Raw genomic sequence first — 16,115 nt, 5'->3', positions numbered from 1 at the left:
GCACCGCGATGGAACCCATTCTCGTCACCGGCGCGGCCGGCGGCAGCCAGGGCGGCACCGGTCGCACGGTCGCCGAGACGCTGCTGCGCGCGGGTCTGCCCGTGCGCGCCTTCGTGCGCAGCGATGACGCCCGCACCGCCGAACTCGAGGATCTCGGCGCGGAGGTGGTGCGCGGGGATCTGCGCGAGATCACCTCGGTGCGGCCCGCGGTGCGGGGTGTGCGGCGCGCGTACTTCACCTATCCGGTCTCGGCCGGAATGCTCGACGCCACCGCCGTTTTCGCGGCCGCGGCACGAGAGGCCGACCTGCATCGCGTCGTCGCGGTCTCCCAGCTCGGGTCCGCCCCCGACGCGGGCACCCCGCATATGCGCAGGCACTGGGTCGCCGAACAGGTGCTCGATCGCGCCGAGATCGGCGCGGTCCACCTGCGCGCCGCGGTCTTCTTCGAGAATCTGCGGGTGGCGATCGGTGACAGCGATGTACTCGCACTACCGCTCGGCTCACCGGATACCGTGCTGCCCTTGATCGCCGCCGACGATGTGGCGGGTGTGGGCGCGGGTGTCCTGCGCGCCGACGGTCCGGTGGATTCGGTGCTCTGGCTGGCCGGGGAGATCCTGACCGTGGGCGAGGCGGCCGAACACTTCGGCGTCCGCTATGTGCCCGTGGACGCCGAGGACTGGGCCGAGACCGCCATCACCCGCTACCGGGATCCGGTAGCGGTCGAACACCTGACCCATCTGTGGACCATGTTCGCCGCCATCGGCTCCGGTCATGAGCTCTTCCGGGTGACCGAATCGATCGAGCAGTTCACCGGCCGACCACCGATCACCCTGCGCGACCATCTATCCCGCGCGTGAGGAGCTAGGCCGCCCGGCGATCCTGGCCGCCCGCGGCGCCCGGATCGTCGAACATCGCCCGGTGCAACGCACACCGATGCGCCGGTCCCGGCTTACAGAAGGCAGGATCCAATCGCTGCACGAAGGTGAGGTTGTCACGCCGCCAGCAATCCACGCATACCGGTTCGTCCATGGCGTCCTCCTAGGTCTTTCGAAAGGCCTGCGATTCGGGAGTTCCCCCGCGCACCGCCCCTCACTCCCGACGTATCCATCCGCTCACCACGAAGCCGCCATATTGTTACCGCGCACACCGATTCAGCCGTTCGCGGTCGGATTGCGGTGCCTGCCACCACCTTGGGGGCCGAGCCATATGAGAGTCATGATGGCGATTCCGATCTGGATATGCCGATCCACTGATTGTGCGGTCTCGGCACGAATTGGGCGACCGATACAGAAAGATCGTCCCGGCCGCCCGATCGCGACTAGCTCACCCCCACCCGTTGAACGAGCGCGGCCGCACCCGGCCCGGTCAGGGCGTCGAGGCGGGCGGTGCGACCGGCGGCCAGCAACAGCAGGTCGGCGATCGGGGCCTCGACGATCGCGCCGGAGCCCGCGGACCAGTCGATATCGGTCGCGGTGAGGTGGAAACCGGCGAGCCGTTGCGCGGAGTGGAACAGCCAATTGGTGCGCCACACCCGCTCGATGGCCAGACGTGCTGCCGCCGTGGGCATTTCGATGCGCACACCCAGCGGGATGGCGATGTCCTGAATATGCACCAGCACATCCATCAGGCGATCCGTCGGTGTGGTCCCCGGTGCGGTGGTGCGCAGCGGGATGGTGGCGCGCAGTTCGTCCAGGAGTTGCGCGGGGCTTCGAGTCTCGGCGTGCCGGATTCCGGTGTCCCGGGCGAAGCGGGTGATACTGCCGCGCGCCCGGATCAGATTGATCAGCAGCGCGCCGAGGGTCGGGTTGCTGGAGAGCACGACGTGCGCGACCACATCGCGGATTCGCCACTCGGAGCAGAGCGACGCGCGGTCCCAATCCGGAACGGAGAGCGATTCGAGCAGTTCCACCAGGGTGCTGCGCTCGGCGGAGACGGCCCGCCAGATATCGTCGGGGGTGGTGGTCATCGGGTGAATTCCTTTCGCTTCGGCCCTAGTACCGTAGGAACTCCACCCGGGTGGAGGTTCAAGGAACAGTGACTCACGACACACTTCGCGGATTGGTGAGCATCGGGGAGTTGGCCGAGCGCACCGGCGTTCCGGTGCGCACCATCCGGTTCTACTGCGATAACGGGGTTTTGGAATCGGTGCGCAGTTCGGGCGGACATCGCCTGTTCGACAGCGGTCGGGCCACCGAGCGGCTGCTGCTGGTGCGGCGGCTGCGCACCCTCGGGGTGGGGCTCCCGGCGATCTGCGCGGTGCTGACCGGTGAGCGATCGCTGGCCGACGCGGTGGCGGCCGAGCGCGCGGCGGTGGATGTCGAACTCGACGGATTGGCCTGGCGGCGAGCCTCTTTGCGGGCCATCGAGAATGCCGATCCCGCCGAACGCGCGGCCCGCCTGGAATTGCTCGCGAATGTGCAGAGCGGTGCGTCCGCCTACGAGACGCTGGTGGGTTTCTGGCGGCGGGTGCTCACGCCGGTGCCGTCGGCGCTGTTCGACGGGTTCGTGGATATGAATGTGCCGGGGCGGCTGAGCGATCCGACGCCGGAGCAGGTCGTCGCCTATGCCGAACTGGTGACGCTGGTCAGCGATCGGGAGTTCAGCCTGGTTGTGTCACAACAGCTCTGGCGTTCGGACCCGTACCGCATCCCGGATCGCGCGGGATTGATCGCCGGGGTGGGTGAGGCGTGCGGGATGGCCGAGAGTGCCCTTGCCGCGGGCGTGCGGCCCTGCCCCGGCCGGGCGCTGGATCGCTATGTGGACGCGCACGCCACCGCCCGCGCCGCCCGCGATACGCCGGGCTTCCGGGCCCGGCTCGCCCTCGGATGCCATGACACCGACCCGCGCACCCAGCGCTATTGGCAGCGCGCGGGCGAACTCATGAATGCCTCGACCACCGCCGGAGCGGGGCAACGCTGGTTGTTCGACGCACTCGCCCGGACGACGAGCGAGCCGCGGAGTGACGCGGCCCCGGATCAGGCGGCCGCGGCCCGGCGCAGCTGACGCACCACGACGTCCGGATCCACGACGTCGACCACCAGCCGGGTGAAATCGGCGCCGGCCAAATCGATCCGCACACCCTGCCCGCCGAACTGCGTATCCCAGAATTCCTTGCGCCCCTTACCTCGGAAGGTTCCGGCCGCGATCACACCCGGGAAGAAGGTGCCGGGGGCGCGAACCCACGGCGGCCGCAGATCCACCTCGGCCGCCTGCACGGCGGTGACCTGCGACAGATCGAATGTCAACCGTTCGCGCAGCGCCAGTACCCGATGCGCTCCGGTCACGTGCACCGTCACGGTCGTCCCCGTGATCTCCAACTCGACCATCCCGCACCTCCACTCGCACCGGCGAACTTCCATCCTCCACAGTGCCGCGCGATTCTGGCCGTAGCCTGAGCGTCGCCTACGAGATCTCTTAAGTTCGCGCCGATAACGTGGCAGCCGTGATCGCGAACAACAGGGTCCGGTGGGCGGCGGTGGTCGGTGCGGTCGCGGTGGCGCTCGCGGGTTGCGCCGCTGAGCCCAGGGCTGCCGGGGAGACCGCTATCGACGCACCACGGCGCATGCGGGCGGTGGAGCGGCTGCTGGAGCGATACGACCACGGCACGGGGCTCTGGGAGAACGATGCGAGTACCTGGCAGAGCGCCAATGCGCTGAACTCGGTGATCGACTACATGCGCGGGACCGGGGATCGCCGATATCTCGGGTATGTCGAGCAGACCTATGCGCACGGTGATGTGGCGCGCACCGGATTGCCCCGCACGACCGGGTACAACGATGACGAATTATGGTGGGCGCTGGCCTGGATCAATGCCTTCGACCTGACCGGAGAGCAGCGCTATCTCACCGCGGCGCGCACGATCGTGGACGGGCTCGACGATCAACGGGCGTCGTTCTGCGGTGGTGGCATGCCCTGGGCGCGGGTGGGCGTCGATCCCGAGTTGCGCCCGTGGCGGCAGGTGAACTCGATCACCAATGCGCTGTACCTCAGTGCGACGGCACAACTCGGCGCCCGGGTCGAGCCCGCGAATCGAGCGGGGTATGCCGCGCGAGCCACCGCCACCTGGGACTGGTTCGCCCGGGGCGCGGGCGGCGCGCTGGTGGATCCCGCCGGAATGATGAACGATCATCTCGACCGGTACGAGAACACCTGCGTGCTGGTCGACGAGAACACGCGATGGACCTACGGGCAGGGTGAGATGCTCACCGGAATCGTTGCACTGTACCGGCTTACGGGCAATGCCCAGTTACTCGGCATCGCCGATCGGATTGCCGCGACCACCACCCGGAACGGGTCGCCGTTCCTTCGGGACGGAATCCTGGACGAGCCGAGTGCGCCCGGCTGCCCGGGTCCGTCCTGTCACGATGCCGAGATCTATCGGGGCGTTTTCGTGCGCGGCTACCGGGACCTGCTCGAGACCGGTCGATCGCGGGTCGCGTCGGTCGATTTCCTGACCCGCCAGGCGAATTCGCTGCGCGATACCGAGGGTGAGTACGGATTCCGTTGGCAGGGCGTACCGCAACCGGACGACCACCCCAACTTCGCCACCCAGGCGGCGGCCCTGGACGCGCTCAACGCTCCCCACCGGGCAACCCCGCAGCACTCCGAATCGCCCGCCTGACGCGCTGAATATATTGCCGCCCAGCGGATTTCACGCGGCGAACGCCATCGACACGAAGGCACCGGACGCGAGACACCGCACAGCGCCGAGGTCGATTGGAGAACACCGTGGACGCACAACCCATTGTCCTGGACCCCATGGGATCCGATGTCCAGGGTGAATCCGCCAGGCTGCGCGAACGCGGCCCGGTCACCCAGGTGGAGCTGCCCGGCGGTGTGCGCGCAACCTGTTCCCCCTGGCCGCCGATGCCGCGACACTGCCCACCACGGGCAGCTTCCTCTCCCACGGACACCTCCGGCTACCGGTCCGCCTGAGCGCGTAGCGCGGTCGGTGCGGGCAGGGCAACGGCCGAACAGTGGTCGCGGTGCGCAGGCGATGGAGCAGCGGTGGTTCGGCCAGGCCGAAGGTGGACACCCGGCCATCATGGCCGCGAAAACCGTTGGCGGCGCGGGATCAGGTCAGCGGGCCCGGCGGCCTACGGCGTTCAGGTGGGTGAGCGCCTGGGCGTAGGAGGTGAGCAGTCCGGTCTCGGCGTAGGGAATTCCTCTAGCGGCACAGAATTCGATGACGATGGGTTGTGCGAGCCGCAGGTTGGGGCGGGGCATGGAGGGGAAGAGATGGTGCTCGATCTGGTAGTTGAGGCCGCCGAGGGCGGTATCGGTGACGAAACTGCCCCGCACGTTGCGGGAGGACAGCACTTGGCGGCGCAGGAAGTCGGTGTTGTCGCCCTCCGGGAAGACTTCCATGCCTTTGTGATTGGGGGCGAAGGTGCAGCCCATGTAGAAGCCGAACAGGCCCTGTTGCAGGGCGATGAAGACCAGGGCCTTGCCCGGTGAGAGCACCAACAAGACCGTGGCCAGGTAACCGGCGGCGTGCGCGGCCAGCAGCGCGCCTTCCCAGAGGCGGTGTTGCAGCGGCCATTTCAGCACCGCGCGGACACTGGAGAAGTGCAGGCTGCCCGCCTCCAGGAACAGCATGGGGAAGAACAGCCACGCCTGGTAGCGGAAGATGAAGCGGCGCAAGCCTTTACCGGTGGCCGCGCGCTCGCCCGAATGCGCCAGCACACCCGAGACATCGGGGTCCGCGCCCTCGGTATTGGGGTGGGCGTGGTGGCGGTTGTGGTTGCTCGTCCACCAGCCGATGCTCAATCCGGTGGCGAGATTGCCCGCGATCACACCGTAGACGTAGTTCGCCTTGCGCTTACCGAAGATCTGCCGGTGCCCGGCATCGTGGCCCAGGAACGCGAGCTGGGAGAAGACCGCCGCCAGCAAAACCGCGACGGCCAATACCCACCACGAATCACCGATCGCCACGAACGCGGCCCAGCCGCCCACGAACGCGGCTCCGGTCAACGCGCTGCGCCAGGCATAGGAGCGCAGGCGTCTGTCCAGCAAACCCGCCTGGCGCACCCGCCGCATCAACACCGCGTACTCACTGCCGCGTATCGGTGCGGAGTCACGCACCACCGGCACCCGGCTCTGCACTATCAACGCAGACCTACGCTGCGTCATCTCTATCACCACGGGCTCTGCACATCCTGCTGTCGCTGTTGATCGGCGGACGCCCCATTAGCGCCCGCCGCCGCACCGGATTCCGAAGTCAGCACATGGCCGCTCGCCTGCCTAGCCAACAGCATGCCGCGCCGCGACCACCATCAGATGAACATACGTGCCGAACGGCAACACATCTGTATGACGATTGCACCCCGCGCGCTTCGCGCGGGTATCAGTCGACCCACAAACGGGTTTCGTGCCCGGATATCAACGCGCCGACCTGCGACAACGCCATACCGTATCGACTCGTGAAACAGGTTGTGCACCAGGTGAATACTGGCAGTTGTCGAGCCGTATCCGGTGGCCGGGCGAACGGCGGAGGGTATTCGCCGGGCGCGTGAGTTGCTCGGGAAGTCGGTGGAGGAGGCCGCCTATGAGCTCGGCAATGGCGCGCGGGTGCCCGCATAGGACACGGTGCCGTTCACGCTGTGGGCGGCGGCGACCTATGTGAACGATTACCCCGCAGCCGTCACCGCGTGTGTGCCGGCGGGTGGGGATGTGGACACCACCGCGGCGATCGTCGGTGGAATCCTGGCCGCTCACACGGGGATTGGGAGTGGTGCGGGGGTGCGCGGGGTGCCGGCGGAGTGGTTGGCGGCGCGGGAGGAGCTGCCCGACCGGGTGCGCGGCTGAAGCGTTCTCAACACGTATGCGAGCGTGGCCGGAAATTCACCGGGGTGCCGGAGAATGAAGGCGATTCGATGATCACTTTCCCGGTGCGATCGGAGCTGCCGCTATGCACGATGACCGTCGGTTGATCGAGGGCCGCCTCGGGCGGGTTCTGGGTGAACGGATCGTTCCGGCGATCTATCCGGAGTCGGTGCCACTGCGGGCGTCGATGTGGGTGGCGCCGGGGGAACCTGTGGAGGTGGCCGAGGGGATCGCCGCGCCCGGGACACCGGTGGAATCGGGGGCGCGGTGGGGTGCGCCGTGGGGGACGAGTTGGTTGACCGTCGAGGGGACGGTGCCGCAGGAGTGGGCGGGCAAGACCGTCGAGGCGTTGATCGATCTGGGATTCGACCGGAATATGACCGGGTTTCAGTGCGAGGGGCTGGTGTATCGGCCGGACGGGTCGCCGGTGAAAGGGTTGCATCCGCGCAATCAGTGGGTGCGGATCGGCTCGCCCGTCACCGGTGGTGAGCGGGTGCTGTTGCATGTGGAGGCGGCGTCGAATCCGATCATCGCGTTCTTCGGGCCGACCGCGCTCGGGGACACGGTGACCGCCGGTGGAGAACCGCAGTATCGGCTCGGGCGGCTGGATCTGGCGGTGTTCGACGAAGAGGTCTGGCAGCTGGTGCAGGATCTCGAGGTGCTCGGGGAGCTCATGCACGAGATGCCCGAGGATCCGGCGCGGCGATACGACATCGTGCGGGCCATCGAGCGCGCGCTCGATGCGCTCGATCTGCTGAATGTGAACGCCACCGCGACCGCGGCGCGCTCCTGTCTGGCGGATGCGCTGGCCGCCCCGGCAATCCCGTCCGCACATCGGATCTCGGCGGTCGGGCACGCGCATATCGATACCGCGTGGTTGTGGCCGCTGCGCGAGACGGTGCGCAAGGTGGCGCGCACGACCGCGAACATGACCGCGCTGCTGGCGGATTCACCGGAATTCATCTTCACCATGTCACAGGCGGCGCAGTACGACTTCGTGAAACGGCATCGGCCCGAGGTGTACGCGCGCATCAAAGAGGCTGTGGCGCAGGGGCGCTTCGTGCCCGCCGGTGGCATGTGGGTGGAGTCCGATACGAATATGCCCGGATCGGAGGCGATGGCGCGGCAGTTCGTGCACGGCAAGCGGTTCTTCCTCGAGGAGTTCGGTATCGAGAATCAGGAGGCGTGGCTGCCCGACACCTTCGGATTCGCGGCGGGACTGCCGCAAATCATCAAGGCCGCCGGGTCGAAATGGCTGCTGACGCAGAAGATCTCGTGGAGCCAGATCAATCAGTTCCCGCATCACACCTTTCTGTGGGAGGGGATCGACGGGACGCGCATCTTCACCCATTTCCCCCCGGTCGACACCTACAACTGTTCCATGCAGGGGAGCGAGATCGCGCATGCGGCAAGGAATTTCAAGGAGAAGGGGCGGGCAACCCGGTCACTGGCCCCGACCGGCTGGGGCGACGGTGGCGGTGGGACCACCCGGGAAATGGTCGCCAAAGCCGCGCGGATGAAAGATCTCGAGGGCTCACCCCGGGTGGTGTGGGAAACGCCCGCCGACTTCTTCACCGAGGCCGAGGCCGAATACGCGAATCCCGCGGTGTGGGTGGGCGAACTCTATTTGGAGCTGCATCGCGGCACGCTGACCAGTCAGGCCCGGACCAAGCACGGCAATCGGCGGAGCGAACATCTGCTGCGGGAGGCGGAGCTCTGGGCCGCCACCGCGGCGGTGCGCACCGGCTTCGAGTACCCGTACCGGGCGCTGGATCGCATCTGGAAGACGGTGCTGCTGCACCAGTTTCACGATATTCTGCCCGGCTCGGCCATCGCCTGGGTGTACCGGGAGGCCGCCCAGACCTATGCGGCGGTGGCCGAGGAACTCACCTCGATCATCGATGCGGCACAGCGCGCGCTCGGCGGCGACGAACCCGGACCGAACTTCTTCAACCCCGCACCGCACGCCTGGCATTCGATTCCCGCCGGGGCGGCCGGGCCGATGCCGAGCGCTCCCCCATGCTCGGTGACCGAGCGGGCGGCGGGCGGATTCATTCTCGAAAACGGTTCGCTGCGCGTGGAAATCGATGCGCGCGGCCTGGTGGTCTCGATCCTCGATATCGAGCGGCAGCGCGAAACGCTGCCCCCGAATGCGGCCGCGAATCTGCTACAGCTGCATCCGGATCTGCCGAACTCCTGGGACGCCTGGGATGTCGACCTGTTCTATCGCAATCGCGTCACCGATCTTATCGAAGTCGATTCGCTTATGGCGGAAGAGGATTCGACATCAGCCGGAACGGTGCGCATCGGCCGCTCGTTCGGATCGTCGAAGGTCGAGCAGACCATCACCCTGCGCGCGGGCGCACGCGCACTGGATATCGACACCGCCGTGGACTGGTTCGAGACCGAGAAATTCCTGAAACTCGCCTTCCCCCTGGACATACACGCCGATCGCTACGCCTCGGAAACCCAGTTCGGGCATATGTATCGCCCGACGCACACCAATACCAGCTGGGAGTACGCCAAATTCGAGGCGTGCAACCACCGCTTCGTCCACCTCGGCGAACCGGGCTGGGGTGTGGCGCTGGTCAATGATTCGACCTACGGACACGATGTCACCCGCACCGTCCGCGACGACGGCGGGACCACGACCACACTGCGCGCATCCCTGCTGCGGGCACCGCGCTTCCCGGACCCGCAGACCGATCACGGATTCCATCATTTCCGGCATTCACTGCTTCCGGGCGCTTCCCTGGCCGATGCGGTGCGCGACGGGTACCGCATCAATCTCACGACCCCCGCGCGGGGCCGCTCCGAGCGTGTGCGGCCGCTGTTCAGCATCGACAATGACGCCGTGGTGACCAGCGCGATCAAACTCGCCGATGACGAGAGCGGCGATATCGTGCTGCGGGTGTACGAGGCGCATGGCGGCCGCGCGGAGGCCGCGATCTCCCCCGGATTCGATTTCAGCGGCTGCGTACGCTGCGATCTGCTGGAACGCCCGCTGGCCGGAGAATCCGCAGAGGCCCCGCGGGGTGACGGAATCCGCTTGCGGTTGCGGCCATTTCAGCTCGTCACACTGCGCTTCACCCGCTCCTGAGGGTCCGGCCCGTGCCAATCCGTCCCGAAACGCCGAACAAGTGCTAGGTTGCGTCGGTTGTCGTGTATCGGATGGAGTTTCGGGTGGGGCTGGGAAATTTTTGGCGGCGCGAACAGGAGCCGCGGAACGAGATGACACCCGAGACGGCGGCGGACCTGTGGGAGTCCTATGCCGAGCTGCTGACCTGGCGTTTGTTCACCCTGCCGCTCGGGGGCCGAATCATGTTGTCGCCCGGCCAGGGTCGCACCGTGCGCTTCACGCGGGACGGCGGCGGGCTGGAGTGGGCGCTGTTCGCACCCGGCCGGGACATGCTGCCCAGTCGCCGCCTGCCGTGGCCCGCGCTGTTCACCGACTACGAGTCCTTCGCGAACATGGCGGTACGCGGGTTTCGTGAGATCTTCGGGGTCGCACTGCCATTCGAGTTGACCGCGCAGGCGTGGGTGGAGGACACCGGGGAGCAACTCGATCCGCGCGGCCTCGGATTCGGGGAATTCGCCGCGGAATCGGGCGACCTCGATGCGGACACCGCGTGCGAGATCATCGAACGCGCGCGGGCGGTCGAGGCAGCGGATCGGGAGAGCCGCACGCGCGATCATGCGCTCGCCATGTTCTACGGCTCGCGGGTGCTCGAACAACAGGGGGTGGAGATCCTCATCGGCGGCGACGAGCAGTGGCCGGTGCGCGATCATACGGTGCATTTCCTCGGGGTGAGCGGAGACGACCTGCTGGTCGTACTGGATGTGTTCGTGAATCTCGCTGGGCTGGAACGGATTCCGGCCGCGAGCACCGAGGTCGACGGGCGGATGGTGGATCGCGGCAGTACGGCCTACGCGCGGGCCATGATCGATGCCGATCCGGACTTCCGGCGGGTGCAGGCGCAGCGGCCCGCACTGGCGCGGGAGCTGACCGAAAATCGGGTCACCCTCGACTATTCGATACTGGAGATCGATTCGCAGCAGCGGCTTCTGCACCATCGCTTCGACGGCACGCCGCCGATGCTGATCGAAATCGACTACGCCGCGACCGTGGCCGAGGATGCGAACGGTCCGGCGACCGATCCCATCGAGGTGCGGCTGCCCTTCGATCCGTTTCCGCTGCTGCAACCCGCGGATTGGCCGTATCGCAATCGAATTCCGCACTGGCCCAGCGCATCCGGCAACGCCCCGATTATCGTGCTGACCGGTGACAACGGCGCGGGTTACACGATCCGGAGTTATGACGAGACCGCGCCCGAGAGCGAGTTCATGCTGCCCGCGGCGATCGCGCGGCTGACCGGGCTGCACCGCTACGACTGGGAGGTCGAAGAACTCTACGGCTTGGCCGTGGCGACCTGCTCCGGTCATGACTTCTCGGCCGAGAAGGTACTCGATCCGCACGCGATGCTGGACGCGCACAACGCACTCGGCAGTCCTCGCCTGTGGGTGGCGACACCGCGGCGAACCTGTCTGACCGCCGTCCCGTACGACCTCGATGATCGCCAGGCGCTGGTGTTCCAGCACCTGGTGCGCCTCACCTACGACGACGACTCCTACGGCAACGCCCTCATCACCCGCGGGGTGTATCTGGTCGAAAACGGCCACATCACCACATTTGTCGACGATGTGGACCTCATCGGGCGGCGCTGAGCTGGGCGATTAGTCCGTCGTTGGTGCGCCATTGGTGAGTCCGCCCAGTCTTGGCGCCAAGCCGTCCACGAGGTTGGACACCGATCAAAGGGACTCATCATGAAGAACATCAACCGGGCCGTCACCCGTCGCATGATTCCGCTGGCCGCCACCTTCCTGACCCTCGGCGCGGGCGCCGGTGCAGTCCTGGCCGCCCCCGCCTCCGCCGCACCGGGGTACGACTGCCCCGGCGGCACCTTCTGCGGATACGACGGAGCCAAGGGCTCGGGCAGCATGATCGTGCAGGTCGACTCGAGTTGCGTACTGCACGATATCGGCAACGGCGGCGTCGGCGACCGCCTGACCTCCTACTGGAACCGCACCGGCCGCACCGTGGGCATCTACAACTGGACCGGTCAGCGCTGGCAGCTGCTGGCCTCGGTCGCCGACAACCAGCGCGGCACCCTGCCCGCCAATGTCGACAATATGGCCGACGCGGTCAAGGTCTGCGACTGATCAACCCCGGTTCGCCGTACACACCCGCTGGAGAAAACTCTCCGGCGGGTGTCCGTGCGCGCTGGCGTCATCCCTCCCGCCGAACGTGCCCGCCCCTGAGATTCCGACACCCCACCGAGGATGTACGGCGGGTCCGGTCTCAGCGGCGGGGCGGGCGCAGGAACTTCAAGGCGGCCTTGGTGATCGGGGCGGGGACTCGGTCGCGGAGGTCCAGGGCGGCGGCGGCGGCCTTGGTGCGGGGCGGGGTGCCGCGGCCGAACCATTTGTTGAGGGGCCCGCCGGTGGGGGTGAGGTCCACGTGCAGGGGTGGGCGCCCCTCGGCCGCGCCGAGGCGTGCGCGATCACTATGCGCTGGATTTCACTGGTGCCTTCGAAGATGGTGTACAGCTTGGCATCTCGGTACCACTTTTCGACCGGATGGTCGGTGATGTAGCCCCAGCCGCCCAGGGTTTGAATGGCGCGTTCGGTGGTGTGCACGGCGGTTTCGGTCGCGGCGAGTTTGGCCATGGAGCCTTCGCCGCGCTCGAAGCGCACGCCCTGGGCCGCCATCCAGGACGCGCGCCAGGTGAGCAGGCGGGCGGCGTCTATTCGGGTGGCGAGATCGGCGATCGGGAAGGCTATGCCCTGATTGTCGATGATGGGAGCGCCGAAGGCCTCTCGGTGATTCGCGTAGGAGGTCATGTATTCCAGTGCGGCTCTGGCTATTCCGAGGGCTTGGGCGGCGACCATGGGCCGGGTTTGTTCGAACGTGCCGAGGGTGACCGAACCCGAGCGGCCATTGGTCCGGGCGGCGGCGCGGCGTTCGGCCAGGGCGTGCTCGAGTTTCTCCGTGCCGCCCAGGAGATTCTCGGCGGGGATGCGGACGCCGTCGAACGTCAATTCCGCGGTATGCGAAGCACGGCAACCGAGTTTGTCGAGTTTGCGCACCAATTCCAGGCCGGGGGTGCCGCCGGGGACTACGAACAGGGCCTGGCCGCGGTGCCCGAGTTCCTCGTCGACGACCGCGTTCACAATGTGCACATTGGCGATTCCGCCATTGCCGATCCACATCTTGTGGCCGTCGATAATCCAGTCGGTGCCGTCGCGGACCGCGCGCGTCCGCAGATTGCGCACATCGCTACCGCCCTCCGGTTCCGATATCGCGAGCGCGGCGAGCTTCAAATCCCCCGGGGTGCCGAAGCATTCGGGCGCCCACCGCAACATCTGCTCGGGTGTGGCGGCCTGGCCGATGGCGGACAGGGCCAGCGCGGGCATCACAATCGCCAATCCGATGCCCGCGCAGCCCCAGAACAACTCCTCCATGAACATCGGCAGCGACAGGCCGGTCGGGTCGCCGATGAGGTCGCGGTAGAAGAGCGGACTGTAGAAGCCCCGTTCGGCGGCCTCTTCCAAGACCGGCCATGGGAATTCCTGGGCCCGGTCGTAGTGCGCGGCGACGGGCCGCACACAGTCCCGCGCGAAGTCGTGGGTCCGTTTGGCCAGATCGTGCTGCGCCGCTGTCGGAGTCAGGTCGAAGGTCACCTTTGTGCGGTACCCGGCAATCGACCATTGACACTCCTGAATGACCAGCCGCCATCGAAAAGAGCGGCCAGCGAGGGCGCGGGGTCGACGACGGTGGTCGTATTCGCCACCGCGACAACGAGTGCCGCCACCGTCACCAAGAGCGCGGCGATACCGAATGCGGCGAATACACGCCGCGTTCGCCGATCTTCGCGCGCGGTCCGGGCGAATCGCCGCCACGCGTAGACGGCGAGGGCGAGGAAGGCGACGGCCATTACGGGGGCCAGCACCATCATCACCTCGTGGTACACCTGGAAATCACGGACCATCACATCGAGCGCGGGAACGCCCCCACCGCTGTGGTTATCGGCCATTCCCTGCCTGACCTGATCGAGCGTCTCGTCCAATCGCGCGTCGTCCGAATCGCCCATCAGCATCGGCAACAGCGATGCGAAGGGCGCGGTGGCGCCTTGAATGTTGGCCATTACCAACAGCATCGAGCACAACGCCAATACCGAGGCCACCACACCGGATATCCCGAGAGCGACCCGCTCCCCCACCGCCGGCCCGGAATGCAGGGGGTATCGGGTCACCGCTCCGGAATTGGTCGCGCCCGCGGCGGTCGCCTCATATCAATCATGGTCGGAGCGGTTGGGGCTGAGAGTATTCGGTGTCGGCAATATCCTTCGACTGCATCGGTTGGACGGCGAGAATTAAGGCAGGACAACGAGTTTGCCTGTCGCTTCATTGTTCTCCATATAGGTGTGCGCGGCGGCGATATCGTCCAGGGTGAAGACGCGGTCGATATTGGGGCGGTAGCGGCCCGCCTCGATCTGGTGGACGACCCGTTGCAACAGCGGTGCGCCGGCGCTGCCCTTGTAGTTGTCGCTGTGGAAGGCGGTGAGCTTGGTCCCGGAGGGAATCTGCGCGATGGGTTCGAAATCCGGGATCAGCCAGCCGCTGAGTGAGCCCGACATGCACACGGTCCCGCCGCGGCGGACCAGGCGGAGCGAGTCGACCAGGGTGGCGGTGCCGATCAGATCCAGGATGTAGTCCGGGCCTTCGGGCCAGAGGTCGTGCAGGCTGTCGGCCAGTGGCTCGCCGTGATCGAGGAGGACGTGGTCCACGCCCGCCTTGGTCAAGGTGTCGGCCTTGGCGGGCCGGCGGGTGGTGGCGGCGGTGTCGAATCCGTAGCCCGCCGCGATCGAGGCGGCGGCCAGGCCCACCGATGCCGTGCCGCCTCGAATCAGTAAGCGGCCCTGGTGATCCGGGGTGATGCCCAGCATGTCCAAGGCACCCTGGGCGGTCAGGTAGGTTTCCGGGAGGGCGGCGAGGACCTCCCAGGGCAGGGTCGTCTCGATCGGCATCAGCAGGTCGTTCGGCAGCAGGGCGTACTCGGCGTAACCGCCGTCGAAATCCCGGCCCATCTCGCCCATCACCGCGGCGACCCTCGCGCCGTCCCGCAGCGTCGAATGTGTCGAGATGGCCAGGGTTCCCACACATTCGATTCCGAGCACCCGCGGGAACCGGACGCTGGGCGAATGTCCCCGCCGCGTGCGCAACTCGGACCGATTCAAGCCCGCGCCACGGACTTTCACCAGACTCCAGCCCTCCCGGACGGCGGGCACGGGCACTTCGCGGATCTCCAGCATCTCGGGGCCGCCCGCTCCGACGCAGACTGCCGCTCGCATGGTCGTGATGTTCTCGGTCATGCGTTCACTCTCGCCGGAGGACGCGATGGCGGGCCACCGATACAATGCCATCCCATGCCCATCGGCCGCCAACCCGCCGCACCCGGACCCGTATCGCGCCTGTGGCCCTCCGGCGGAGCCCATCTGTGGCCCTCCGGCGGCACGAGCTCGGTGCACTCGCATCCGCGCGGGCATCTGGTCTACGCGGCCAGCGGCGTACTCTCGGTGCACACCGAAACGGGCACCTCGATCGTCCCCACCAATCGAATCGCTTGGACGCCCGCGGGATTCACGCACTATCACCGCGCACACAGCAACACCGATATGCGCATCGAGTTCCTCCCGGCGACCCTGGCGCGACTGGTCCCCGGGCATCCCGCCGTGTTCCTGGTCTCGCCGCTGGCACGCGAAATCCTGCTGACCCTCACCGGACCGGACAACAACACCCCGGCCGCCCCCGGGCGCGCCGCCCGCACCCGCCTGCGTCGCGTCCTGGTCGACGAACTCCACCGCGCCCCCGAACAACCCCTGCAAATACCCGAACCCCGCGACGACCGCCTACAGGCCATCGCCCGCATCCTTCACGAAAACCCCGGCGACACCACCCCTCTCGCCGTCCTGGGACGCCGCATCGGCGCCAGCCCTCGCACCCTGAGCCGCCTCTTCCACAACGAACTCGGTATGACCTTCTACGAATGGCGCACTCAACTCCGCATCCACCGGGCCCTGATCCTGCTCGCCGAAGGCCACGACACCACCCACATCGCCCACGCCTGCGGCTGGTCCAACCCCAGCGGCTTCATCGCCGCCTTCACCACCATCCTCGGCACCACCCCCGGCCGCTACCGCACCGCCACCTGAGCGCACCCGATCCGCTCT

Annotated in this window: 15 protein-coding genes and 1 pseudogene; 9 read left to right on the top strand and 7 right to left on the bottom strand. The window is 67.3% G+C overall.

The features are described 5' to 3' along the window. Nucleotides 1–8: 8 nt before the first annotated feature. Complete coding sequence (locus NA10_RS20165) at nt 9–857, top strand: NAD(P)H-binding protein (RefSeq protein ID WP_067570246.1); 849 nt, start codon at nt 9–11, stop codon at nt 855–857. Nucleotides 858–861: 4 nt separating this feature from the next. Here the strand turns inward: NA10_RS20165 and NA10_RS36900 are convergent, their stop codons facing one another. Both NA10_RS36900 and NA10_RS20160 read right to left on the bottom strand, forming a co-directional pair. Then, nucleotides 862–1,029 (bottom strand): hypothetical protein, encoded by a 168-nt coding sequence (locus tag NA10_RS36900; protein WP_157556631.1) that lies wholly within the window; start codon nt 1,027–1,029, stop codon nt 862–864. A gap of 289 nt (nt 1,030–1,318) precedes the next feature. Further along, nucleotides 1,319–1,966: a maleylpyruvate isomerase family mycothiol-dependent enzyme gene (locus NA10_RS20160; protein WP_067570243.1), complete on the bottom strand. Its 648-nt coding sequence runs from the start codon at nt 1,964–1,966 to the stop codon at nt 1,319–1,321. 68 nt (nt 1,967–2,034) lie between these two features. On the opposite strand from NA10_RS20160, the gene NA10_RS20155 reads away from it, so the two are divergent. Continuing rightward, nucleotides 2,035–3,003, top strand: a complete 969-nt coding sequence (locus NA10_RS20155) for a MerR family transcriptional regulator (RefSeq protein WP_084515028.1) — start codon at nt 2,035–2,037, stop codon at nt 3,001–3,003. Here NA10_RS20155 and NA10_RS20150 read toward each other — a convergent pair. Then, nucleotides 2,976–3,326 carry a hypothetical protein gene (locus tag NA10_RS20150; protein WP_067570239.1) on the bottom strand — a complete coding sequence of 117 codons (351 nt, stop codon included), beginning with the start codon at nt 3,324–3,326 and terminating at the stop codon, nt 2,976–2,978. The genes NA10_RS20155 and NA10_RS20150 overlap by 28 nt on opposite strands. Nucleotides 3,327–3,442: 116 nt before the next feature. On the opposite strand from NA10_RS20150, the gene NA10_RS20145 reads away from it, so the two are divergent. Continuing rightward, nucleotides 3,443–4,621, top strand: a complete 1,179-nt coding sequence (locus tag NA10_RS20145; RefSeq protein WP_157556629.1) for a glycoside hydrolase family 76 protein — start codon at nt 3,443–3,445, stop codon at nt 4,619–4,621. Between the two features lie 458 nt (nt 4,622–5,079). On the opposite strand, the gene NA10_RS20140 is transcribed toward NA10_RS20145, so the two are convergent. Then, nucleotides 5,080–6,132, bottom strand: a complete 1,053-nt coding sequence (locus tag NA10_RS20140; protein WP_084515026.1) for a fatty acid desaturase family protein — start codon at nt 6,130–6,132, stop codon at nt 5,080–5,082. Nucleotides 6,133–6,588: 456 nt separating this feature from the next. Between NA10_RS20140 and NA10_RS38765 the strand changes: the two genes are divergently transcribed. The 4 genes from NA10_RS38765 to NA10_RS20120 all read left to right on the top strand — a co-directional run bounded on the left by NA10_RS38765 (nt 6,589) and on the right by NA10_RS20120 (nt 12,045). Then, nucleotides 6,589–6,807 carry an ADP-ribosylglycohydrolase family protein gene (locus NA10_RS38765; protein ID WP_067570236.1) on the top strand — a complete coding sequence of 73 codons (219 nt, stop codon included), beginning with the start codon at nt 6,589–6,591 and terminating at the stop codon, nt 6,805–6,807. A 103-nt stretch (nt 6,808–6,910) separates the two neighbouring features. Continuing rightward, nucleotides 6,911–9,925: an alpha-mannosidase gene (locus NA10_RS20130; RefSeq protein ID WP_067570235.1), complete on the top strand. Its 3,015-nt coding sequence runs from the start codon at nt 6,911–6,913 to the stop codon at nt 9,923–9,925. A gap of 131 nt (nt 9,926–10,056) precedes the next feature. Further along, a complete protein-coding gene (locus tag NA10_RS20125; RefSeq protein WP_157556628.1) occupies nt 10,057–11,550 on the top strand; it encodes a hypothetical protein in 1,494 nt (497 codons plus the stop codon). Nucleotides 11,551–11,649: 99 nt separating this feature from the next. After that, nucleotides 11,650–12,045, top strand: coding sequence for a peptidase inhibitor family I36 protein (locus NA10_RS20120; protein WP_067570231.1), 396 nt, complete (start codon nt 11,650–11,652; stop codon nt 12,043–12,045). 139 nt (nt 12,046–12,184) lie between these two features. Here NA10_RS20120 and NA10_RS20115 read toward each other — a convergent pair. Together NA10_RS20115 and NA10_RS20110 are read right to left on the bottom strand one after the other, a co-directional pair. Beyond that, nucleotides 12,185–13,566, bottom strand: a pseudogene (locus NA10_RS20115) (acyl-CoA dehydrogenase family protein). Beyond that, nucleotides 13,563–14,030, bottom strand: a complete 468-nt coding sequence (locus NA10_RS20110; RefSeq protein ID WP_157556627.1) for a hypothetical protein — start codon at nt 14,028–14,030, stop codon at nt 13,563–13,565. Before NA10_RS20110 ends, NA10_RS20115 begins: the two are co-directional and overlap by 4 nt. Here NA10_RS20110 and NA10_RS20105 point away from each other — a divergent pair. Next, a complete protein-coding gene (locus NA10_RS20105; protein WP_067570226.1) occupies nt 14,020–14,262 on the top strand; it encodes a hypothetical protein in 243 nt (80 codons plus the stop codon). The two genes, NA10_RS20110 and NA10_RS20105, sit on opposite strands and share 11 nt — an antisense overlap. Here the strand turns inward: NA10_RS20105 and NA10_RS20100 are convergent. Further along, nucleotides 14,259–15,257 carry a zinc-binding dehydrogenase gene (locus NA10_RS20100; protein WP_174562534.1) on the bottom strand — a complete coding sequence of 333 codons (999 nt, stop codon included), beginning with the start codon at nt 15,255–15,257 and terminating at the stop codon, nt 14,259–14,261. The genes NA10_RS20105 and NA10_RS20100 overlap by 4 nt on opposite strands. Nucleotides 15,258–15,311: 54 nt before the next feature. Here NA10_RS20100 and NA10_RS20095 point away from each other — a divergent pair, with 54 nt between their 5' ends. Further along, nucleotides 15,312–16,097 carry an AraC family transcriptional regulator gene (locus NA10_RS20095; RefSeq protein ID WP_084515025.1) on the top strand — a complete coding sequence of 262 codons (786 nt, stop codon included), beginning with the start codon at nt 15,312–15,314 and terminating at the stop codon, nt 16,095–16,097. Nucleotides 16,098–16,115 lie beyond the last annotated feature (18 nt).

Source organism: Nocardia acidivorans NBRC 108247 (assembly GCF_001625085.1).
Classification (GTDB): domain Bacteria; phylum Actinomycetota; class Actinomycetes; order Mycobacteriales; family Mycobacteriaceae; genus Nocardia; species Nocardia acidivorans.
The sequence above is the reverse complement of the archived record's forward strand: the minus strand, read 5'-3'. Positions and strand labels throughout refer to the sequence as shown.